Origin of the sequence: Acidovorax soli (assembly GCF_900107605.1) — a bacterium.
Lineage (GTDB): Bacteria > Pseudomonadota > Gammaproteobacteria > Burkholderiales > Burkholderiaceae_C > Acidovorax > Acidovorax soli.
The window spans coordinates 23,591-43,027 of record NZ_FNQJ01000002.1 but is presented as its reverse complement, the minus strand read 5'-3'; the positions used below and the strand labels follow the sequence as shown (position 1 = coordinate 43,027).

At 64.9% G+C, this 19,437-nt stretch carries 18 protein-coding genes; 9 read left to right on the top strand and 9 right to left on the bottom strand.

The window, feature by feature from the left end:
* The first annotated feature begins 18 nt into the window (after positions 1–18).
* The 3 genes from BLW02_RS01970 to BLW02_RS01960 are packed head-to-tail and all read left to right on the top strand — an operon-like array spanning position 19 to position 2,718.
* Positions 19–1,185: a BMP family ABC transporter substrate-binding protein gene (locus BLW02_RS01970; protein WP_092696779.1), complete on the top strand. Its 1,167-nt coding sequence runs from the start codon at positions 19–21 to the stop codon at positions 1,183–1,185.
* Positions 1,186–1,230: 45 nt separating this feature from the next.
* On the top strand, positions 1,231–1,620 hold the full coding sequence (locus BLW02_RS01965; RefSeq protein ID WP_092696778.1) for a DoxX family protein: 390 nt from the start codon (positions 1,231–1,233) through the stop codon (positions 1,618–1,620).
* A 48-nt stretch (positions 1,621–1,668) separates the two neighbouring features.
* Positions 1,669–2,718, top strand: coding sequence for an adenosine deaminase (locus tag BLW02_RS01960; protein ID WP_092696777.1), 1,050 nt, complete (start codon positions 1,669–1,671; stop codon positions 2,716–2,718).
* 44 nt (positions 2,719–2,762) lie between these two features.
* On the opposite strand, the gene BLW02_RS01955 is transcribed toward BLW02_RS01960, so the two are convergent.
* Positions 2,763–3,209 (bottom strand): HIT family protein, encoded by a 447-nt coding sequence (locus tag BLW02_RS01955; protein ID WP_092696776.1) that lies wholly within the window; start codon positions 3,207–3,209, stop codon positions 2,763–2,765.
* Between the two features lie 142 nt (positions 3,210–3,351).
* Here BLW02_RS01955 and BLW02_RS01950 point away from each other — a divergent pair, with 142 nt between their 5' ends.
* The 5 genes from BLW02_RS01950 to BLW02_RS01930 all read left to right on the top strand — a co-directional run bounded on the left by BLW02_RS01950 (position 3,352) and on the right by BLW02_RS01930 (position 9,200).
* On the top strand, positions 3,352–4,455 hold the full coding sequence (locus tag BLW02_RS01950) for a BMP family ABC transporter substrate-binding protein (RefSeq protein ID WP_092696775.1): 1,104 nt from the start codon (positions 3,352–3,354) through the stop codon (positions 4,453–4,455).
* Between the two features lie 150 nt (positions 4,456–4,605).
* Entirely contained in the window at positions 4,606–5,919 is a 1,314-nt protein-coding gene (gene guaD, locus BLW02_RS01945; protein WP_092696774.1) for a guanine deaminase, read from the top strand.
* A gap of 51 nt (positions 5,920–5,970) precedes the next feature.
* Positions 5,971–6,543 carry a dCTP deaminase gene (gene dcd / locus BLW02_RS01940; protein WP_026434615.1) on the top strand — a complete coding sequence of 191 codons (573 nt, stop codon included), beginning with the start codon at positions 5,971–5,973 and terminating at the stop codon, positions 6,541–6,543.
* A gap of 78 nt (positions 6,544–6,621) precedes the next feature.
* Positions 6,622–7,494: a KPN_02809 family neutral zinc metallopeptidase gene (gene ypfJ / locus BLW02_RS01935; protein ID WP_092696773.1), complete on the top strand. Its 873-nt coding sequence runs from the start codon at positions 6,622–6,624 to the stop codon at positions 7,492–7,494.
* Positions 7,495–7,715: 221 nt separating this feature from the next.
* Positions 7,716–9,200, top strand: coding sequence for a DEAD/DEAH box helicase (locus BLW02_RS01930; protein WP_092696772.1), 1,485 nt, complete (start codon positions 7,716–7,718; stop codon positions 9,198–9,200).
* Positions 9,201–9,309: 109 nt separating this feature from the next.
* On the opposite strand, the gene BLW02_RS01925 is transcribed toward BLW02_RS01930, so the two are convergent.
* The 8 genes from BLW02_RS01925 to BLW02_RS01890 form a co-directional block, all read right to left on the bottom strand.
* On the bottom strand, positions 9,310–9,966 hold the full coding sequence (locus BLW02_RS01925) for a nitrous oxide reductase accessory protein NosL (protein ID WP_244273594.1): 657 nt from the start codon (positions 9,964–9,966) through the stop codon (positions 9,310–9,312).
* 49 nt (positions 9,967–10,015) lie between these two features.
* Complete coding sequence (locus tag BLW02_RS01920) at positions 10,016–10,609, bottom strand: nitrous oxide reductase accessory protein NosL (protein WP_092696771.1); 594 nt, start codon at positions 10,607–10,609, stop codon at positions 10,016–10,018.
* Entirely contained in the window at positions 10,606–11,421 is an 816-nt protein-coding gene (locus BLW02_RS01915) for an ABC transporter permease (RefSeq protein ID WP_092696770.1), read from the bottom strand. The genes BLW02_RS01920 and BLW02_RS01915 overlap by 4 nt, the downstream gene beginning before the upstream one ends.
* A gap of 30 nt (positions 11,422–11,451) precedes the next feature.
* Entirely contained in the window at positions 11,452–12,393 is a 942-nt protein-coding gene (locus BLW02_RS01910) for an ABC transporter ATP-binding protein (protein ID WP_092696769.1), read from the bottom strand.
* Positions 12,368–13,636, bottom strand: a complete 1,269-nt coding sequence (locus tag BLW02_RS01905) for a nitrous oxide reductase family maturation protein NosD (RefSeq protein WP_092696768.1) — start codon at positions 13,634–13,636, stop codon at positions 12,368–12,370. Before BLW02_RS01905 ends, BLW02_RS01910 begins: the two co-directional genes overlap by 26 nt.
* Positions 13,633–16,254 carry a NosR/NirI family protein gene (locus tag BLW02_RS01900; RefSeq protein ID WP_092696767.1) on the bottom strand — a complete coding sequence of 874 codons (2,622 nt, stop codon included), beginning with the start codon at positions 16,252–16,254 and terminating at the stop codon, positions 13,633–13,635. The genes BLW02_RS01905 and BLW02_RS01900 overlap by 4 nt, the downstream gene beginning before the upstream one ends.
* A gap of 118 nt (positions 16,255–16,372) precedes the next feature.
* Entirely contained in the window at positions 16,373–18,310 is a 1,938-nt protein-coding gene (gene nosZ / locus BLW02_RS01895) for a TAT-dependent nitrous-oxide reductase (RefSeq protein ID WP_092696766.1), read from the bottom strand.
* A gap of 11 nt (positions 18,311–18,321) precedes the next feature.
* Entirely contained in the window at positions 18,322–18,633 is a 312-nt protein-coding gene (locus BLW02_RS01890; RefSeq protein WP_425285638.1) for a DUF2946 family protein, read from the bottom strand.
* A gap of 383 nt (positions 18,634–19,016) precedes the next feature.
* On the opposite strand from BLW02_RS01890, the gene BLW02_RS01885 reads away from it, so the two are divergent.
* Positions 19,017–19,433 carry a c-type cytochrome gene (locus tag BLW02_RS01885; RefSeq protein ID WP_092696765.1) on the top strand — a complete coding sequence of 139 codons (417 nt, stop codon included), beginning with the start codon at positions 19,017–19,019 and terminating at the stop codon, positions 19,431–19,433.
* Positions 19,434–19,437: the final 4 nt, after the last annotated feature.

Below are 19,437 nucleotides of genomic sequence, written 5' to 3'. Positions count from 1 at the left end.
TTTTCATAAGGAAACCACATGACTGATCTGCAGAAACGCTCTTTGCTCAAGGTGGCCGCGCTCTCTGCCGTGGCTGCCGCCGCGCTTGCGGGCTGCGGTAAGAAGGAAGAGTCGGCCCCGGCGCCTGCGCCCGCACCGTCCCCTGCGGCCGAAGCGCCCGCATCCAAGCCCGAGCCTCTGAAGATCGCGTTTGCCTACGTCGGCCCCGTGGGTGATGGCGGCTGGTCTTATGCGCATGACAACGGCCGCAAGGCCCTGGAAAAGGAATTCGGCGACAAGGTCGTGACCAGCTTTGTGGAAAGCGTGCCCGAGTCGGCCGACGCCGAGCGCGTGCTGCGCGATCTGGCAGGCCAGGGCAACAAGCTGATCTTCGGCACCACCTTCGGCTACATGGAGTCCATGCTCAAGGTGGCGGCCGACAACCCGGGCCTGAAGTTCGAGCACGCCACCGGCTACAAGACCGCCGAGAACATGCGCACCTACGACAGCCGCACCTACGAAGGCGCCTACATGGCTGGCGTGATCGCTGGCGCCATGACCAAGACCAACACGCTGGGCGTGGTGGGCTCGGTGCCGATTCCTGAAGTGATCCGCAACATCAACAGCTTCACGCTGGGCGCGCAGTCGGTCAATCCGAAGATCAAGACCAAGGTGGTCTGGGTGAACGAGTGGTTCAGCCCGCCGAAGGAAACCGAAGCCGCCACCAGCCTGATCAACGGCGGCGCCGACGTGCTCTTCCAGAACACCGACTCGCCCGCCGTGCTCAAGACCGCCCAGGAAAAGGGCAAGCGCGCCTTCGGCTGGGACAGCGACATGACCGCCTACGGCCCCAAGGCCCACCTGGCGTCGGCCGTCATCAACTGGGGTCCTTACTACATCAAGGCCACCAAGGATGCGCTGGATGGCACCTGGGCCACGGGCCAGGCCTGGTGGGGCGTGAAGGAAGGCGCGATCGACATCGTTTCCATTGCCGAAGACGTGCCTGGCGACACCAAGGCCAAGGTCGAAGCCGTGAAGGCGGGCCTGAAGGACGGCAGCTTCCAGATCTGGAAGGGCCCCATCGTCGGCCAGGACGGCAAGCCCGTGCTGGAAAAAGACGTGGTGGCCGACGACAAGTTCCTGGGTGGCATCAACTTCTACGTCAAGGGCGTGGAAGGCAAGATCCCCGGTGGCGACAGGAAGTAAACCCCGACCGCTTTGTGATGACTTTGACCTTTGAGCCACTAAAAAATGTCCAATGACCTCGGAAAACTGGTTCTCCGCCTGACCTTGGGGATACTGATGCTGCTGCACGGCATCGCCAAACTCTCGTCGGGCGCCGATCACATCGCCGGCATGGTGGCCAGCCATGGCCTGCCGGGCATGCTGGGCTACCTGGTCTATGTTGGCGAAGTGCTGGCACCTCTGCTGCTCATCGCCGGCCTGTGGACGCGTCCGGCGGCACTGGTGGTGGCCATCAATATGGTCGTGGCCATCGCGCTGGTGCACATGGGGCAGCTGGGGCAGTTGGGCAAGTCCGGCGGCTGGGCCCTTGAACTGCAGGGCTTCTTCTTGTTCACAGCGGTGGCCGTCGCCCTTCTGGGCGCGGGCCGGTTCAGTCTGGGTGGTCGGTTCAACTGATTCGGTGCACCGTTGCGCCACCCCGGGCGCCAATTCTGGAGTCTGCTGATGTTTAAAGTGCCCCCCCTTGCTCCACAGCGCCTGCAAAAACTGCTGCGCGCCATGCCCAAGGCCGAACTGCATATCCACATCGAGGGCTCGCTCGAACCCGAGCTGATCTTTGCCCTGGCGCAGCGCAACGGTGTGCCGCTGCCCTATGCCAGCGTCGAGGCGTTGCGGCAGGCCTATGCCTTCACCAACCTGCAGAGCTTTCTCGACATCTACTACGCGGGGGCCAGCGTGTTGCTGCACGAGCAGGATTTCTACGATATGGCTCGCGCCTATCTTGCGCGAGCTGCTATGGATAACGTAGCGCATGCAGAAATCTTCTTCGACCCGCAGACCCACACGGCACGCGGCGTGGCCATGGAGGCCGTCATCAACGGCCTGCACCGCGCCTGCGAGGATGCGCGCGCCGAGCTGGGCATCAGCGCCACGCTGATCCTGTGCTTCCTGCGCCACCTGAGCGAAGCGTCGGCCTTTGAAACGCTGGAGCAGGCGCAGCCCCTGCTCGGCAAGATCGTCGGCGTGGGGCTGGACAGCAGCGAAGTGGGGCATCCGCCCGAGAAGTTCGCCCGCGTCTTTGCCCGCTGCCGCGAACTGGGCCTGCACCTGGTGGCCCATGCGGGTGAAGAGGGCCCGCCGGCCTATATCTGGAGTGCCCTCGACGTGCTCAAGGTAGAGCGCATCGACCATGGCGTGCAGGCCGTGCACGATGCGGCCCTGATGCAGCGCCTGGCGCAAGACCGCATACCGCTCACGGTGTGTCCGCTGTCGAACCAGAAACTGTGCGTGTTTCCCGATCTGAAAGACCACAACCTGCGCCAGTTGCTGGACGCCGGCCTGTGCGCCACCGTCAACTCCGACGACCCGGCCTACTTTGGCGGCTACATCAACGAGAACTTCACCCAGGTATTTGCCGCAACGGCCATGACCGCGCGCCACGCCTACCAGCTGGCGTTCAACAGCTTCGAAGCCAGCTTTGCCAGCCAGGCTGACAAGCGCGTGTGGGAGCACCGCCTGAAGGAAGCCTTTGAGCGCTTCGTCGAGCACGACTGACCACACAACCGAGGTCGCCGTGCAGCTCCGGCGCGGGTGCCCCCTCAGCAGGCGGCAAGGGCTTCGCGCAGTTTTGCCGCGTGGTCCAACAGCACCTCGGTCGATGGATTTTTGCGCGGCCACGACAGCGCAATGCCATCGTCCGCATGGCGCGGCACCACATGCAGGTGAAAGTGAAACACCGTCTGGTCGCCCTCGCGGCCATTGGCCTGCAGCAGTGTCAGCCCTGGCGGGTGGAAGGCGGCCTGCACGGCATGGGCAACCAGCCGGGCCGTCTGCATCACGGCGGCGGCCTCCTCGGCGGTGATGTCCAGCAAGGTGGCCGCGTGGCGTTTGGTGGCCACCAGCACATGACCGGGATTGACCTGGCCCAGGTCCATGAAGGCGATGGTCAGCGCATCCTCATGCACCCGGGCCGATGGAATCTCGCCGGCCACCAGGCGGCAGAAGATGCATTGGCCGGGAGGGGACGTATCGGCAAACATGGGCATGCGGTAATTCCTTGGCGTGGTGGATGGAAGCTGCCATGGTAGCCCGCACGGGTGCTGCAAGGGCTGCGGTAAAATTCGGCGCAAAGACCGCTGTCCCGGCGGTCTTTTGCTTTTTGTCTCCGGGACCATGTAGAGGAACACCATGTACAAAAACCTCGCTGCCGCGCTCGCGGCCGCCTGTTTTTTCGCCCCCGTTTTTTCCCAGACCCCCACCCCGCCCCAGTCGCCTGCCGCCGCGGTCGTGAAGGCGGGTTTCGTCTATGTCACGCCGGTCACCGATGCAGGCTGGACGCGCCAGCACGACGAAGGCCGCAAGGCCGTCGAGGCCGCGCTGGGCAGCCGGGTCCAGACCACCTTTGTCGACAACGTGCCCGAAGGGGCCGACGCCGAGCGCGTGATCCGCGACCTGGCGGCCACCGGCCACCAGATCATCTTCACGCCCAGCTTTGGCTACATGGAGCCCACGCTCAAGGTGGCGCAGGACTTTCCGAATGTGAAGTTCGAGTCCATCACCGGCTACAAGCAGGCGCCCAACGTGGCCACCGCCAATGCGCGCTACTACGAGGGGCGCTACCTGGCAGGCATTGCGGCAGGCCGCATGAGCAAGACGGGCGTGGCCGGCTATGTGGCGGGCTTTCCCATCCCCGAGGTGCTGCAGGGCATCAATGCGTTCACCCTGGGGCTGCGCTCGGTCAACCCGCAGGCCACCGTCAAGGTGGTGTGGCTCAACGTGTGGTTCGATCCGCCCAGGGAGCGCGATGCCGCCATGGCGCTGTTCAACCAGGACGTGGACGTGATCGCCTTTCACACCGGCTCCACGGCGGTGATGGCGGCCGCGCAGGAGCGCGGCAAGATGGCGGTGGCCTACCACTCGGACATGCGCAAGACCGGGCCGGATGCACAGATCGTGGCCGTCACCCACCAGTGGGGCGCCTACTACACCGGGCGCGTGCGCGCTGTGCAGAACGGCAGCTGGAAAAGCGGCAATGTATGGGGCGGCGTGCGCGAGGGCATGATCCGCGTGGGCGACTTTGGCAGCCGTGTGCCCCCCGCCGTGCAGCAGGAGGTGCTGGCCGCGCAGAAGGCGGTGGGGGCGGGCAGGGTGCACCCCTTCCGCGCGGGCAAGGCCGTGGTGCGCGACAACGAGGGGCATGAGGTCATCCCCGCCGGCACAACGCTTTCGGATGCGCAGATCCTGCAGATGAACTGGCTGGCCGAAGGCGTGCAAGGCAAGCTGCCGCGCTGATACGGCTTCGCAATCCAGGAGATTACGGCGTTGCTTCGCCTTGCCGTGCTGCAGCACTGTCTGTGGCTTCGCGCCTGTCCTCTCATGGATTGCAAACCCGTATGAACCGCGTTGGGCGGGGTGGCGCGGGCTGCCGCTAAGCTAGCGGCCATGCCTGTATTTCGCTCCGCCCTCTTGCGCTTCGCCGACGACGGCACGGCCCTGTACGACGCCGATGGTCTGCTGGCCGTCGGCCCGGACACACAGGGCCGCCAGCGCGTGCTGGCCGCCGGTGCCTGGTCCGATCTGGCGCCCCGCTTTGGCTGTGGGCCGGTCGAGCACCTGCCGGGCCGCATCATTGCCCCCGGGTTTGTGGACATGCACATCCACTTTCCGCAGACCGATGTGATCGGCTCGCCGGCCGATGGGCTGCTGCCCTGGCTGGAGAATTACACCTTCCCGCATGAAAAACGCTTTGCAGCGCCCGAATACAGTGCGCAAGTGGCCCAGTTTTTCGTGGCAGAGCTGCTGCGCAACGGTGTGACCACCGCGCTGGCGTTTGCCACATCGCACCCCGCCTCGGTGGAGGCCTTGTTCCGCGAGGCGCAGCGCCACCAGATGCGCCTGATCACCGGCAAGGTGCTGCAGGACCGCCACTCGCCCGATGGTGTGCGCGACGACACCGCGCAGAGCCTGATCGACACCGAGGCCCTCATCCGGCGCTGGCACGGTGTGGACCGCCTGGGTTATGCCATCACGCCGCGCTTTGCCCCCACCAGCACGCCCGCGCAACTGCGCGGTGCCGGCGAACTGGCCGCCCGCTATCCCGATGTGTGGATCCAGTCGCATGTGGCCGAGAACCTCGACGAGATCCGCTGGGCACGCGAGCTGTTCCCGGCGTCGCGCAGCTATCTTTCGGTGTATGGCGACTTCGGCCTGCTGCGCGAGCGCGCCGTGTATGCCCACTGCATCCACCTGGACGAGCTCGACCGTGCCCTGCTGCGCGACACTGGCGCGGTGGCGGCCGTCAGCCCCACCAGCAACCTCTTTCTGGGCAGCGGTTTTTTCGACTACGCCGAGGCCGACCGCGTGGGTATGCGCTACGGGCTGGCCAGCGACGTGGGCGGCGGCACCAGCTTCAGCCCGTTCCACACCATGCTGGCCGCCTATTGCGTGGGCCGAGCCACTGTGGAAGGGCTGCAGGGCAAGCGCGGCCTGAGCCTGTCGCCCCAGCACCTGTGGTGGCAGCACACGGCCGGCGCCGCCCGGGCGCTGGGCCTGGCGGGCGTGGTGGGCAACCTGCAGCCCGGCTGCGAGGCCGACTTCGTGGTGCTCAACCCCCAGGCCACGCCGCTGCTGGCGCGCCGCACGGCCCAGGCCGGCAGCCTCGACGAGCTGCTGTTCGCCATGATCGTGCTGGGCGATGACCGGCTGGTGGAAAAAACCGTCATTTCTCAAGCAAAATACGGTTCTTGCGCTGGATGATCAAGCGCTGACAGCTATCAAAAACGTAGTAATGGCGAGGAGTCCCGCACCATGAGCATCAAAAGCGACAAATGGATCCGCCGCATGGCGGCCGAACACGGCATGATCGAGCCCTTCGAGCCCGGCCAGGTGCGTGAGGTCGAGGGCCGCAAGATCATCAGCTATGGCACCAGCAGCTATGGCTACGACATCCGCTGCGCCCCCGAATTCAAGGTCTTCACCAACATCCACAGCACAGTGGTGGACCCCAAGCATTTCGACGAGAAAAGCTTCGTCGATTTTCATGGCGACAGCTGCATCATTCCGCCCAACAGCTTTGCCCTGGCGCGCACGGTCGAATACTTTCGCATCCCGCGCAACGTGCTCACCATCTGCCTGGGCAAAAGCACCTACGCGCGCTGCGGCATCATCGTCAACGTCACGCCGTTCGAGCCCGAGTGGGAAGGCTATGTGACGCTGGAGTTCTCCAACACCACGCCGCTGCCCGCGCGCATCTACGCGGGCGAGGGCTGTGCGCAGGTGCTGTTCTTCGAGAGCGACAAGGACGACGTCTGCGAAGTCTCCTACAAGGACCGGGGCGGCAAATACCAGGGCCAGGTGGGCGTGACGCTGCCCAGGGCCTGAAAGCCGGTGTGCCGGCCGGCGCTGCGCGTACCATGTGATGGATAGGCCTCTTGCGCACAGGGGGTACGGAGAACAGCCATGAAATGGGAAGGCAATCGCGAATCCGACAACGTGGAAGACCGCCGCAGCGGTGGCGGCGGGATGCCCGTGTTCGGGGGGCGCGGCATCGGCATTGGCACCATCGTCATCGCCTTGCTGGGGGGCTGGGCACTGGGCATCAACCCGCTCACCATCCTGAGCCTGCTCAGTGGTGGCGGCGTGCCCACGGCGCAGGTGCAGCAGGGCCCCGCCCAGCGCCCGCCCGCCGATGACACCATGGGGCGTTTTGTCTCGACCGTGCTGGCCGACACCGAGGATGTCTGGCAGGCGCTCTTTCGCCAGGGCGGCGGCACCTACCAGGAGCCACGCCTGGTGCTGTTCCGGGGGGCCACGCCCACGGCGTGTGGCACGGGCCAGGCCGCCATGGGGCCTTTTTATTGCCCGGCCGACCAGAAGGTCTACATCGATCTCGGGTTTTACGAAACGCTGAAGAACCGCCTGGGTGCGCCGGGCGATTTCGCCCAGGCCTATGTCATTGCCCATGAGGTGGGCCACCATGTGCAGAACCAACTGGGCATCAGCGCCAAGGTGGACCAGATGCGCGGCCGCGTGAGCCAGGCCGAATACAACGCCCTGTCGGTGCGGCTGGAGTTGCAGGCCGACTGCTTTGCCGGCGTGTGGGCGCACCACGCACAGAATGCCCGCCAGATTCTGGAGCAGGGCGACGTGGAAGAGGCCATGAACGCCGCCGCCAAGATCGGCGACGATGCCCTGCAGCGTTCCAGCGGTGGTGCCGTGGTGCCCGAGAGTTTCACGCACGGCAGCAGCGCCCAGCGCCAGCGCTGGTTCCACAATGGATTGCAGAATGGCAGCGTCAAGGGCTGCGACACGTTTTCCAGCCGCAACCTCTGATCCCCTGGGGCACGGTGTGGGTGCCATGTGGACGCCCGCCGTGCCTGCATGCGGGCGTGAAAATTTTGAGAAATGGGCGGTAACGCTTATGGGTGCAGCGCAGGTAGCTATTGAAAATATAGCTATTGATGGATACCGATGACCACGCGTGGCAGCCGCCGTGCACGGGCAAAGAGCAAAATTACGCCGCTTTGGCCACCGGTGCGACAATAGCGGTCTAAATGACAAGTTCTTTTTCCAATCTATCGCTGGCCGAGCCGCTGGCGCGCGCCGTGGCCGAAATGGGCTACGAGTCCATGACGCCCATCCAGGCGCAGGCCATTCCGGTGGTGCTCACCGGCCAGGACGTGATGGGTGCCGCCCAGACCGGTACCGGCAAGACGGCGGCGTTCTCGCTGCCCCTGCTGCAGCGCCTGCTCAAGCACGAGAGCAGTTCCACCTCTCCCGCCCGCCACCCGGTGCGCGCCCTGGTGCTGCTGCCCACGCGCGAACTGGCCGACCAGGTGGCCCAGCAGATTGCGCTGTATGCCAAATACACCAAGCTGCGCAGCACCGTGGTGTTTGGTGGCATGGACATGAAGCCCCAGACCATCGAGCTGAAAAAGGGCGTCGAGGTGCTGGTGGCCACGCCGGGTCGCCTGCTCGACCACATCGAGGCCAAGAACGCGGTGCTCAACCAGGTCGAGTACGTGGTGCTCGACGAGGCCGACCGCATGCTGGACATCGGCTTCCTGCCCGACCTGCAGCGCATCCTGAGCTACCTGCCCAAGCAGCGCACCACGCTGCTGTTCAGCGCCACCTTCTCGCCCGAGATCAAGCGCCTGGCCGGCAGCTACCTGCAAAACCCCATCACCATCGAGGTGGCCCGCCCCAACGAAACGGCCTCCACGGTGGAGCAGCGCTTTTACAGCGCCACTGACGACGACAAGCGCCGCGCCATCCACCAGGTGCTCAAGACGCGTGGCATCAAGCAGGCGTTCATCTTCGTGAACAGCAAGCTTGGCTGCGCACGCCTGGCCCGCAGCCTGGAGCGCGAAGGCCTCAAGACCGCCGCCCTGCACGGTGACAAGAGCCAGGACGAGCGCCTGAAGGCCCTCGAAGCCTTCAAGAGCGGCGAGGTCGATCTGCTGGTGTGTACCGACGTGGCGGCGCGCGGCCTGGACATCAAGGATGTGCCGGCGGTGTTCAACTTCGATGTGCCGTTCAACGCCGAAGACTATGTGCACCGCATCGGCCGCACGGGCCGTGCGGGCGCATCGGGTCTGGCGGTCACCCTGGTGTCGGGCAGCGATGCCCGCCTGGTGGCCGACATCGAGAAGCTGCTCAAGACCAAGCTCGATATCGAGGCCCTCGAATACGACGAAGACCGGCCCAAGGGCCGCATCAATGATGGCCGCCGCGCCTGGCGTGAAGCGGGCGAAACGGGCGATCCGCGCGACGGGATTCCCCCGCCAACGCTGCGCGAGCGCAGTGAGCGCCGCGGACCTCGTGAGCCGCGTGAAAGCTACCGCGGCTTTCGTCCAGCGGTGGCCCCGCGCGATCCGTTTTTCGAGAAACCGTACGAGGCGAGCAGTGCCACCGCAGCACCCGCCTGGGAGGCCGCAGCCAAATCACCCACACGCAGCAGCGTGTCGGCCAACATCAAGCCCAAGCGCAAGGTGGCGGCGCTGTTCAAAGCCGTTCAGCCGGAAACCTCCGACCAGTAATCCCCTGGCCGGGCCGCGTTGCAGGCGTGGGATGCACCGCGAACCGGCTTGGCCGTTTTGAAGCGAATAGGCCAGTGGCGCTTGCGCAGCAAGCGTTGCACGCTATCAATTACTTTGCCAACGGTGGTGGGTGCGCACTGTGGGCCAGACTGCGCCCGGGTGCCAGCCGCTCCAGCACGGCGCCATCGACATTTCCAAAGGCGATCACACGCCCGCCCCGCTGGCCGGCAAAGCGCCGCGCCGCCTCGGCCGAGGCGAATGCGGACAGGTTGCCCGCGCGCATGGGCCCCCGGGCGGAGGAGCCGTCCACATACATTGCTGTGTTGGCGGCAATCCAGGCGCCCGTCTCCGTGTCGGTGACATAGCGGGCCACCAGGTCCTGCGCCGTGCGCCCCGGGCTGTATTGCCCCACGTTGGCCAGGTACTGGAACAGGCTCAGTGGGGAATCAAAAAAATGCGCATCCCCATTGGCGAAGATGGCCTGGGCCGCCCATTGGGCCGATCGTGCCGGGTACATGCCGCACACCGGGCAGCGTGCATCCGGAGGGATGGCTCGGGGCGCGTCCAGCGGCAGGCCGGAGGTGGGGTCGAAGGGCGTGGGCGGTGCCACCACGCAGACATCGTCGGGCAGCGGCTGTCCGGTTGCAACCGGAGCTGCATCCGGTGGAGAGAGCTTCCAGGCAGCTGCTGCCACCAGTGCGCCCATGCCTGCCAACCCGGCCAACAGGGCCTGGCGGCGTGTGGGAGGCTGTTGCAGCGCGTGCATGGGCCTAGAACCTGTTCAAGATCTTTTCGAAAAGATTTTGAACAGGTTCCTACATGCGGGTGTCGTGCTGCGCACCGCCGCTCAGGTCCACCATGTCGGCCGTGACCTCGGCAAAACGCAGCACCTTGCCACCATATTCGGCCGCGAATTTCTGGGCGTCGGCCTCCAGGGCAAAGCTGCCGATGGTGGGCCCCATCGAGCCATGGCGCTTGCCGCCCACCACGTAAACAGCGGTTTTGGCGTCGATCCAGTGGCCCTGGGGCGCATTCCAGTCGGCCTGGCCCATGTCCTGTACATACACCGCCTGCACGGTACGCACCTGCTCGCCCGCCAGCAAGGTGCTGAAGAGTTCGACGGTGTCGCAGAAGAAAGAGGGTTTTTCCTGTCCCGCAAAGCGCACCTGGGCCTTGGGGCCCGGGTAGTCGGCCAGCAGCATGCCGTCGAGCTCGCAGCTGGTGGACCGATCGATCTCCACCGGAGCCAGGGCCTGTGCGGTGCTGGACGGGTCCTTGCAGCCGGAGAGGGCGCCCAGGCCCAGCGCACCCAGCGATGCCAGGGCGACCCAGCCGAGCAGTTGGCGCCGCACGCCATCGGCGGTGCCGGCACCGGCGTGGCGGCGGCAGGAGCACAGATAAGTGGTCATGGTTTGAATCTCCAGCTTGCCAGGCCCAGTGGCACCACGATCCAGCCGAGCATCACGGTCCCCATGAGCCAGGGCTTGGCCAATGCTTCGGGGACGATGGTGGTCAGGCCGTACAGGGTGCGCACGTCTTCCAGCGAGAACACGTTGAGGATGCGGAACACGTCAGCGGGGTTGAGCAGCAACAGATAGGCCAGGGTCGCGCCGCCATAGGCGCCGCCGGTGGCCACCAGGGCGCCCAGCAGCAGCAGATCGAACACCAGCACAAAGAAGAACCAGGTGGCGATGGCCAGGCCCGAGGCCCGCGTGCGCTCGCGCGCCAGCACCGACAGCAGCACGGCCATGCTCAGGAATGCCAGGCCCAGCAGCACCGAGCTGAGCATGAAGCCGCCATAGTGGAACATGCCCGCCCAGCTGAACTGCCGGTACAGCAGCACGGCCACCAGCCCGAAGCCCGCCAGGGTGGAGAGTGTGAGCGCTGCGGCCAGGCCCAGGTACTTGCCCAGCAGCAGCTCCAGCCGCGTGATGGGCAGCGACAGCAGCAGGTCGAGCGAGCCGCGCTCGCGCTCGCCCACGATGGCGTCAAAGCCCAGCAGCAGCGCAATCAGCGGGATCAGGTAGATCACCAGGCTGACCAGGCTGGCAATGGTGAATTCGATGGAGCGAAAACCCACCGTGCCCTGCTGTGCACCGCCAAAGTAGGCGATGGCCAGCGAGAACACGGTGAACACGAGGGCCACCGCCAGCACCCAGCGGTTGCGCATGCGGTCGCGAAACTCTTTCGCGGCGATGGTGAAGATCTGTGTCAGTTCCATGGGGGAGTCTTGAGTCGGTGCGGTGCCCGGTCAGCCGGAGAAACCGAAGAAAACGTCTTCGAGCGAGGGCTCATGGATGTGCAGGTCCCGCACGCGTGCGCCAAATGGCGCCAGCGCACCCAGCACGGCCATCTTGGCGTCGCGCGGGCAACCCAGGTCCAACCCGACGGGGGAGGGGGTCGTGGTAATGCCGGGCAGTTGCGCCAGGGCCTGGGCCACGGGCGCGCGGTCGGCCTCTGCCAGCGTCAGCGCAAAGGTCAGCGGCATCTGCGTCTGCTCGCGCAGGGCCTGCACGCTGCCCAGCGCCTGCAGCTTGCCCGTGGCCAGAATGGCCAGCCGGTCCACGCGTTCCTGCAGCTCGGCGAGGATGTGCGAGGTGATGATGATGGTCACGCCCTCGGTCTGCAGTTTGCGCAGCGTGGCATAAAAATCGCGGATGGCCTGCGGGTCCAGGCCGTTGGTGGGCTCGTCGAGCAGCAATACGCGCGGGGTGCCGAGCAGTGCCTGGGCAAACCCCAGGCGCTGGCGCATGCCCTTGGAGTATTCGCGCACGGCCCGGTGTGCGGCCTGTGCCAGGCCCACGCGGTCCAGCAGCACCGGGCATTGCTGCAGCGGCGCGCCCTTGAGCCGGGCGAAGAAATGCAGCGTCTCCAGGCCGCTCAGGTTGTCATACAGCACCACGTTTTCCGGCAGGTAACCCAGGTGGCGGCGTGCGGCGCGAAAGCCGCGTCCGTGCACCGAGGCGCCGCTCACGAGGATTTCGCCCCGGGTGGCGGGCACCAGGCCCAGGATCATCTTGAACAGCGTGCTCTTGCCGGCGCCGTTGTGGCCGATCAGGCCAAAAATCTCGCCGCGCTCCACGCGCAGGTCGATGCCGTCCACGGCGTGCAGCGCACCGTAGTGCTTGTGGGCACCGCGCACTTCGATCGCCGGAAGGTCGGAGGGGTCAGCGTTGTGAGGGTTGCGTGTCACGCCAGTGGTTCCGTTGGGGGTGGTTGGGCTGCATGCGGGGTTTGGGGTCCACCACGGTGGGCACGCGCAGCACGGGGAATTGCTGGCCCACCAGGCGCAGGGCCTGCACGGCGGGGCTTGCCAGCAGCAGCTTGATGGTGGGATGGCGCCAGGTCAGGCGGTCCACCATGTCATTGGCTTCGTAGGGCACGTCGCCCACGCCGTTGCCGTCGCGGTCCCAGCCCAGGTAGTTGCTCCAGTAGTTGCCGCGTTGCGTGCCCCAGCGCTCATCGCGGGCACCCACGTAGCGGACCTGCTCGCGATTGCCGACGAAGTCGTTGCCCTCCACCGCATTGCGGGTGGAGCCCGCCGACAGGTGCACGCCCACGGCATTGCCTGTCACCAGGTTGTCCTTGAGCTGGATGTATTCGACGTCGTAGATGAAGAAGCCACGGCCGTTGTCCGCCACGACATTGTTTTCGATCACCGAGTCCTGCATGGTGCGCAGCATGATTCCATGGTCCGAGTTGCCCCAGGCGCGGTTGTTGCGCACCACCTGGTCGCGCACCTCCATCAGCGCCAGGCCGCCCCGGTTCAGGTAGGTATCGTTGTCTTCCCACAGGTTGTAGTAGGAGTTCATGTAGTGCGTGCCGTAGCGGCTGTGGTGCAGCTTGTTGCCCCGGAAGATGGCGTGGTGCGACACATCGATGTAGAGGGCATCGCGCACGAAGCTGATCTGGTTGTTCTCGATGCGTGCGCCCTTGGTGTTGTACAGCTGCACGCCATTGCCGCGCTGCGACGAGTTGACATCGCGCAGCCCCGTGATGGTGTTGGACAGCACCTGCACGTCGTTGGACTTCTCGATCCACAGGCCGAACAGGTTGTAGGTGAGATCGCAGTGGCGCACCACGGCACGGTGCGCGCCGGGATAGATGTAGATGCCGGCGTTCTGGTCCTTGAGGTTGGTGCCCGAGTCGCGCACGATGAGACCCTCGATCACCACGTCGGGGGCGGTGACGCGGATGGTGTCGCCCTGGGCGCCCCCGCTGATGGTGGGCCGGTCCAGGCCGCGCAGGGTCAGGGGTTTGTCGATCCGCAGGTTGGCGCGGTACCGGCCGCGCGCCACCTCGATCACGTCACCCGGCTGTGCCTTGGCCACCGTGGCGGCCAGGTCGTCGCCGGGGCGCACGCTCAGGGTGGCGGCCTGGCAGGCCCCGGCGATGAGCAGTGCCAGGGCCAGGCTTAAATGGGTCAATATCTTCATGCGATGAGCCAGCCCAGGGCCTTGAGCACCAGGAACAGCGCAGCGCCAATCATCAGGTTCTTGAATCCCACGTAGCTCATCATATCCATCACACCGGCGACGCGGTATTGGTCACGCCACCAGGGGCCGTCTTTCACGTAGCGGCGGCCGGACAGGCGGATCAGCACCTCGTAGACGCTCCAGCCAAACCACCAGCCGATGATGGCACCCGAGGACAGATGGCCCAGCGCCCCCTGCACCCAGGCGACGGTGGCGGCAATGGCCAGCGCCAGACCGGCGACCTGCAGCGCGCGCTGGCTGTTCCAGCCCTCGCGGCTCCAGGGCCACAGGTGGTCGCGCAGCTCCAGCCACAGCCAGGCGATCAGGCCCACATCCCGCTTGTGCGCAGGCAGGGTGCGGTCGGTAGGCATGCGCGGATCGACGCCGTCCCTGGCCTTGGGGGATATCTGGTCTTGCACCGTGGCCGGGTGGATCGGGATGAAGTAGCCGTTGGCGCCAATGGGTGTGATCTCCAGGCCGTCTTTTTCGCGGCGCTTGCGCTCCTTGGCCAGGGGCGGGCAACCCTTGGTGTCGGTGTACAAAATCATGCAATCGAGGCAGTGCAGGCACTCGCGGTGGTCGATGCGGCCGTCGGCATCAATGGCCTGTGCGCCGCAGCCCACGGCGCAGGCCTTGCAGCTGTTGCAGTCCTGCTTGCGCTTGAGGCCAAACCAGCGGAAGGTGCTGGGCATGGCCAGCGATGCCCCCAGCGGGCAGATGTATTTGCAGTACGGCCGCTCGATGAAGAGGGACACGCCCAGGATGGCGGCCACGAACAGGCCGTAGGGCCAGGCGCGGTTCATCACGCCGACCAGGAAGGTGGTCTTGAAGGGTTCGACCTCGGACAGTTTTTCGGCCAGGCCCATGGAGAACATGGACACGGTCAGCAGGAAGAAGAAAACGGCGTACTTGATCCACTTCAGGCGGTCATGCCACTTCTGCGGCAGCTGGGTCTGGAAGCGCTTGAGGCCCAGCGCCCGGGCGATCTTGTAGACGGCTTCCTGCAGCGAGCCGAACGGGCACATCCAGCCGCAGAACAGGCCGCGGCCAAACAGGAACGCCGTGACGATGATGAAGATCCAGAACAGGAAGATGAACGGGTCGGACAGGAACAGCGACCAGGTCCACTGGAACAGCAGCGAGTGGAACCAGGTCAACACCTGCGTGATGGAGGGCTGGGCCATGTAGCCAAAGCCCACCCAGAAGATGCTGATGGCCCAGAACGTGTACTTGAAGCCGTTGACCGGCCACTTGTTCTTGTGCGTTGACAGGCGCGTGAGCTTTTCGCGCAATGCATAAACCACCGTGACGGCCACCAGCAGCAGGATGAACAGGGAAATGGGCAGCGCCTGTGACTTCCAGATGCGCACCCAGGGAGCCGCCGGTTCCTCGACCTTGGGGCGACCGCCTTCCAGGCTGCTGGCGGGCAGCCAGTACTTGGACTCGAACACCGCAAAGCTGCGGTGGCCCGTGGCGCGATCCACCCGGTTGCCCAGGAAGGCCAGCTTCCAGGGGTAGGCGGCAGAGAACGAATGCGAGCGGATGATGAAGATGGCCGATTCGGAATAGCGCGGCGCGCCCTCTGCCTCCAGGCCGTAGAGGTTGTACGAGTCCAGGTCACGGAAGGTGAAGGAATCGGCCCCCTGCTTGACCTGCACGCGATCGTAGATGCCGCCGCGCACGAAGCCCGAGCCCTTGAAGGATTCCTGGCCACCCGTCTTGAGGATGAACAGCGCGTTCTCGCCCTCCTTCAGGCGCGAGCGCAGGTTGTCAAAGCCGCGGTCACCCAGCAGGCTGCGGGCCATGTCGGGGTGGTTCAGGTCGCCAAACCACAGTTCGATGAAGGGCTCGGGGCCGCGCGGCAGGCCCACCTGCTCGGGTTTGACGAGCAACTGCTGCACCGCGCCCATTTTCACGAGCTGCGCCCAGTCGTACTTCTGGCCGGTGATGACAAAGTGTGCGGGCTCGCGCACCGTGGGTGCAATGATGCCGGTCTGGCGCGCTACGGCAGAGCCCGCGGCCATGACCACCTGGTTTTGCGCCACCACGGTGACGGTGGCGCCCGAGATGGCGTCCAGGCCGATCACGTTCTCGTCGGGGCGCGAGGGGCCGACCTCGATGGTGTCGATGACCGACTTGCCGATGTACTGGTTGTTGAAGTTGATGAGGGCCGATTCGGGAATGCCCAGCAGCAGGATGGGCTCCGAATGCTTGAGCACTTTCACGCCGACGAAATGGCCCTGGGTGTCCATGCCGATCAGAGTGACCACCGGCTTGCCCGAATACGCGGGGGTGTCGGTGATGTCGGTGGACAGCATCACATAGCCCAGCAGTTTTTTCTGGGCTGAGTCGTTGTCGTAGGCCTCGACGTAGGGCGGCTGGCCCTTGCGGTCGGAAAAATGCGTGGCACCCGGAAAGACCTCGGTACAAGGCAGCAGCGAGCACATGGCGGGCGTGCTCGCCAGGTTGGCAGGCAGCTCCGCCTCGTAGGCGCTGGCATGGGCGCGCGGCGCCAGCAGGGCCAGCGCCATGAACACTGCAAGACAGAAGGCCGCGAACCGTGGACCGAGGGAAGGCATAAATACTATCCAAACAATAGCAGGTACCGATGGTTGTACCTGCGTTACAGGCCTATCTGGTTAAAAACCCCTGGGTGGCGCCCATGCCACGGGCATGGCCACACAGGGGTGTTTTTCCTCAGGCCTCGACGATCATGCGCGTGCGCATCTCCAGGTGCAGCGCATGGCAGAACGTGGAGCAGTAGGCCCAGAACACGCCGGGCTTGTCGGCAATGAAGGTTACCGACTTGGTCTCCAGCGGGTTGATCACGAACTGGATGTTGTACTTGGGCACAGCGAAGCCGTGCGTCAGGTCTTCGATCTTGTCGAGATTGGTCAGGATCAGCGTGACTTCATCGCCCTTCTTCACCGTGAATTCACGCAGGCTGAAGGCAGGCGCCTGGGAGGTGAGCTTCACCGTGACCTTCTTGCCGTTGCGGAAGACGCCCGATTCCTTGGTGTCTTTGACGGCCAGGGGGAACTCGTTCAGGTCATACACCTGCTTGGGCTTGACGATGTCGCGCTTGAAGATGATGAAGTCGTGGGGCTCGCCGCGCACGGGGTGGTCGGCCATCAGCACCATCTTGTCGCCTGAGATGTCGACCAGCTGCTCGTTCTCGGGGTGGAAGGGACCCACCGGCAGGAAACGGTCCTTGGAAAACTTGCAGCCCACGGCGAGGTACTTGCCATCGGCGGCGACGGTCTCGGAGTGCGTGGCGTTGATGTGGCCAGGCTGGTAGTGCACGTCCAGGCGGTCCACCACGTACTTGGCGTTCTTGTCGCCCGCGTGGAACTTGATGGCCGCTTCCACGTTCCACTTGACCACCTGGCTGTCCAGGAACAGCGTGGTGTAGGCATTGCCGCGGCCGTCGAAGGCGGTGTGCAGCGGGCCCAGGCCGATTTCGACCTCGGCGACGATGGCGCCGTCGACTTTTTCCATCTTGCCGTCGAACCAGTCCAGTACCTTCGCCAATTCGATCACGGTGGCCGTGGGCGACAGCTTGCCGGCGCAGATGAAGTACTTCTGATCGGGGCTGGCGTTCACGCCGTGGGGGTTCTTGGGAACGCTCACATAGGCGGTGAGGGCCGTCTTCGGGTCCTTGTTGGCCTCGCGTGTGCCATCCACCACCGGCACCTTGGACGAGCCGACGGTCTTGAACTTGCCGGCCTTCACGGCCTCTTCGATGCGTGCGATGTTGAAGAACAGGCAGGCATCGCGCTCGGCCGACATCATGTCTTCGTAGTGCACGCCGTTTTCGACGTTGTACTGGTTGGTGGCTGCCAGCTTGCCATCATAGGACGTGGCGGTCAGGTCGCAGTTGCCGTCGATCAGCACCTGCCAGCGCATTTCCATGGTCTCGGCATCCACGCAGCTGAACATCGAGCGGTACTTCTCGGGGGCGTTCACATCCTTGCCGTCGTTGGGCAGGGGAATGGCGAATTCAGCGCCGCAGAACACACGCGTGGTGTAGTTGATGGCCGGATCAACCGGGTCGCGCTTGTCGGGGAAGATGCCGTGGAAGCCCTGCACGTTGGGCAGCTCGGTGATCTTGTCGCAGATGAAGTAATCGAGGCGGATGCGCGCGATGCGGCTGTTGATCTTGTCGTTGACCCAGGCGTAGCGGCCGTCGTAGTTGCCGTCCTTGTAGGAACCATGCAGGTGGTGGGTGTCGGCCACCGTGTAGCGCAGGCTGCCATCGGGTTTGGTGCCCATGACGGCCTTGGATTCATTGGTGATGCCCCAGCCCACCAGCGCATCGGGCACGAAGCAGGGGATGCGCAGAAGCTCGCGGCCGGAAGGCAGGCCCAGCACGCGAACGTCGCCGTTGTGGCCACCGCTCCACAGGCCGTAATAGGTATCGAGTTCACCGGGTTTGAGGTGTGTCGCATTCGCTCCACCGGAGTGGGCTGCAGCAGGTGCCGCGACAGGGCCCGACGCTGCTGCTGCGGGCGCATTGGCGGGCTTGTCATTGCAAGCCGCCACGCCGACGGTCAGACCGGCCAGTGCCGCGGTGTTGATGAAACGACGACGGCCCATGCCGACGGTTTCTGGATTCACTTCTCTCTTATTGCTCATGGTTTACCTCTTTAGGATTGGCTCGGAAAAAACGGGGGTGCCCGCGCCGGCGGCGGTGCTGCCGTAGCGGCAGGAGCGCGGGAAAAAGCAGGGAAAGCGGGCTGGGCGACGGCCGCAGGAGTTGCGGGCGGCAGCGCAAGCACGGTGTTGGGAGGTGCACCGCCCACAAGGCACAGGGGGCAGTGCAGTGCGTCAGCAGCGGCTTGCTCGACAGCGCCGTCGTCGGTGTGGATGATGACCTTCGGGGCTCCGGAAGCGGAGCAGACGGTATCCATCAGCCGGGGCTGGACCATGGGCGCTGCAGTGGCCACGCCGAGCGACATCAGAAACCACGCCAAGACCCACCAACGGGATCGGATCAAGGCTGGATGAAAAGTGCACATGGAGGCCGAATATAGATTCATTCAAAATGAATCAAATTGATCTATATCACATGATGACAACCGAAAGAGCAGCTGCTGTCAAGCCTTCGGGTCTATATTACGCATATTGCATGAACCATTGCATCCTTCTTATGATGTCTGCCAGGCACACCGTTTCCGTGGGTGTGAATGAGGATCGGGTGCCTTGGAAAGTGTGAGCGAACCAAGCCGTTGGTCTGCGGGCCAAGGCGGCGCCTTGGTACCTCGGTATACAGGGCGCACCACAGCCCGTGCAGAACCTTCCCGCTTCTTCTTTTATTGACCTTCAGAACAGGAACAACCCCATGCAAAAACTATCTGGCCTGCTCGCCATCGCGGCAATCTCTTTGGCGCTCGGTGCCTGCGGCGACAAGAAATCGACGGAAGCGGCTGCGCCGGCTCCCGCACCCGCCCCGGCTGCTGCTCCTGCGCCGGCTCCCGCCGCAGCGCCCGCACCGGTGGCCGAGAACACGGTCGGCAAGAGCGTGTTTGGAAAAACCTGTGCCTTGTGCCATGCCGCAGGCGTGGCAGGTGCTCCCAAGCCCGGCGACAAGGCCGACTGGGGTCCGCGCATTGCCCAGGGCAAGGACACGCTGTACAAGCACGCGATCGAGGGCTTCACGGGTGCCAAGGGCATGATGCCTGCGCGCGGCGGTGGCTCCACCCTGACCGACGACGAAGTGAAGGCCGCTGTGGACTACATGGCCGATCAGTCCATCTGATCGC

Excerpts from the sequence above, each read along its gene's own strand:
- BLW02_RS01950 (WP_092696775.1), top strand. The coding sequence starts at position 3,352 with ATGTACAAAAACCTCGCTGCCGCGCTCGCGGCCGCCTGTTTTTTCGCC.
- BLW02_RS01965 (WP_092696778.1), top strand. The coding sequence starts at position 1,231 with ATGTCCAATGACCTCGGAAAACTGGTTCTCCGCCTGACCTTGGGGATA.
- BLW02_RS01885 (WP_092696765.1), top strand. The coding sequence starts at position 19,017 with ATGCAAAAACTATCTGGCCTGCTCGCCATCGCGGCAATCTCTTTGGCG.
- ypfJ (WP_092696773.1), top strand. The coding sequence starts at position 6,622 with ATGAAATGGGAAGGCAATCGCGAATCCGACAACGTGGAAGACCGCCGC.
- BLW02_RS01905 (WP_092696768.1), bottom strand. The coding sequence starts at position 13,636 with ATGAAGATATTGACCCATTTAAGCCTGGCCCTGGCACTGCTCATCGCC.
- nosZ (WP_092696766.1), bottom strand. The coding sequence starts at position 18,310 with ATGAGCAATAAGAGAGAAGTGAATCCAGAAACCGTCGGCATGGGCCGT.
- BLW02_RS01970 (WP_092696779.1), top strand. The coding sequence starts at position 19 with ATGACTGATCTGCAGAAACGCTCTTTGCTCAAGGTGGCCGCGCTCTCT.
- BLW02_RS01915 (WP_092696770.1), bottom strand. The coding sequence starts at position 11,421 with ATGGAACTGACACAGATCTTCACCATCGCCGCGAAAGAGTTTCGCGAC.
- guaD (WP_092696774.1), top strand. The coding sequence starts at position 4,606 with ATGCCTGTATTTCGCTCCGCCCTCTTGCGCTTCGCCGACGACGGCACG.
- BLW02_RS01930 (WP_092696772.1), top strand. The coding sequence starts at position 7,716 with ATGACAAGTTCTTTTTCCAATCTATCGCTGGCCGAGCCGCTGGCGCGC.
- BLW02_RS01890 (WP_425285638.1), bottom strand. The coding sequence starts at position 18,633 with ATGTCGCTCGGCGTGGCCACTGCAGCGCCCATGGTCCAGCCCCGGCTG.
- BLW02_RS01955 (WP_092696776.1), bottom strand. The coding sequence starts at position 3,209 with ATGCCCATGTTTGCCGATACGTCCCCTCCCGGCCAATGCATCTTCTGC.
- BLW02_RS01925 (WP_244273594.1), bottom strand. The coding sequence starts at position 9,966 with ATGCACGCGCTGCAACAGCCTCCCACACGCCGCCAGGCCCTGTTGGCC.
- dcd (WP_026434615.1), top strand. The coding sequence starts at position 5,971 with ATGAGCATCAAAAGCGACAAATGGATCCGCCGCATGGCGGCCGAACAC.
- BLW02_RS01960 (WP_092696777.1), top strand. The coding sequence starts at position 1,669 with ATGTTTAAAGTGCCCCCCCTTGCTCCACAGCGCCTGCAAAAACTGCTG.
- BLW02_RS01900 (WP_092696767.1), bottom strand. The coding sequence starts at position 16,254 with ATGCCTTCCCTCGGTCCACGGTTCGCGGCCTTCTGTCTTGCAGTGTTC.
- BLW02_RS01920 (WP_092696771.1), bottom strand. The coding sequence starts at position 10,609 with ATGACCACTTATCTGTGCTCCTGCCGCCGCCACGCCGGTGCCGGCACC.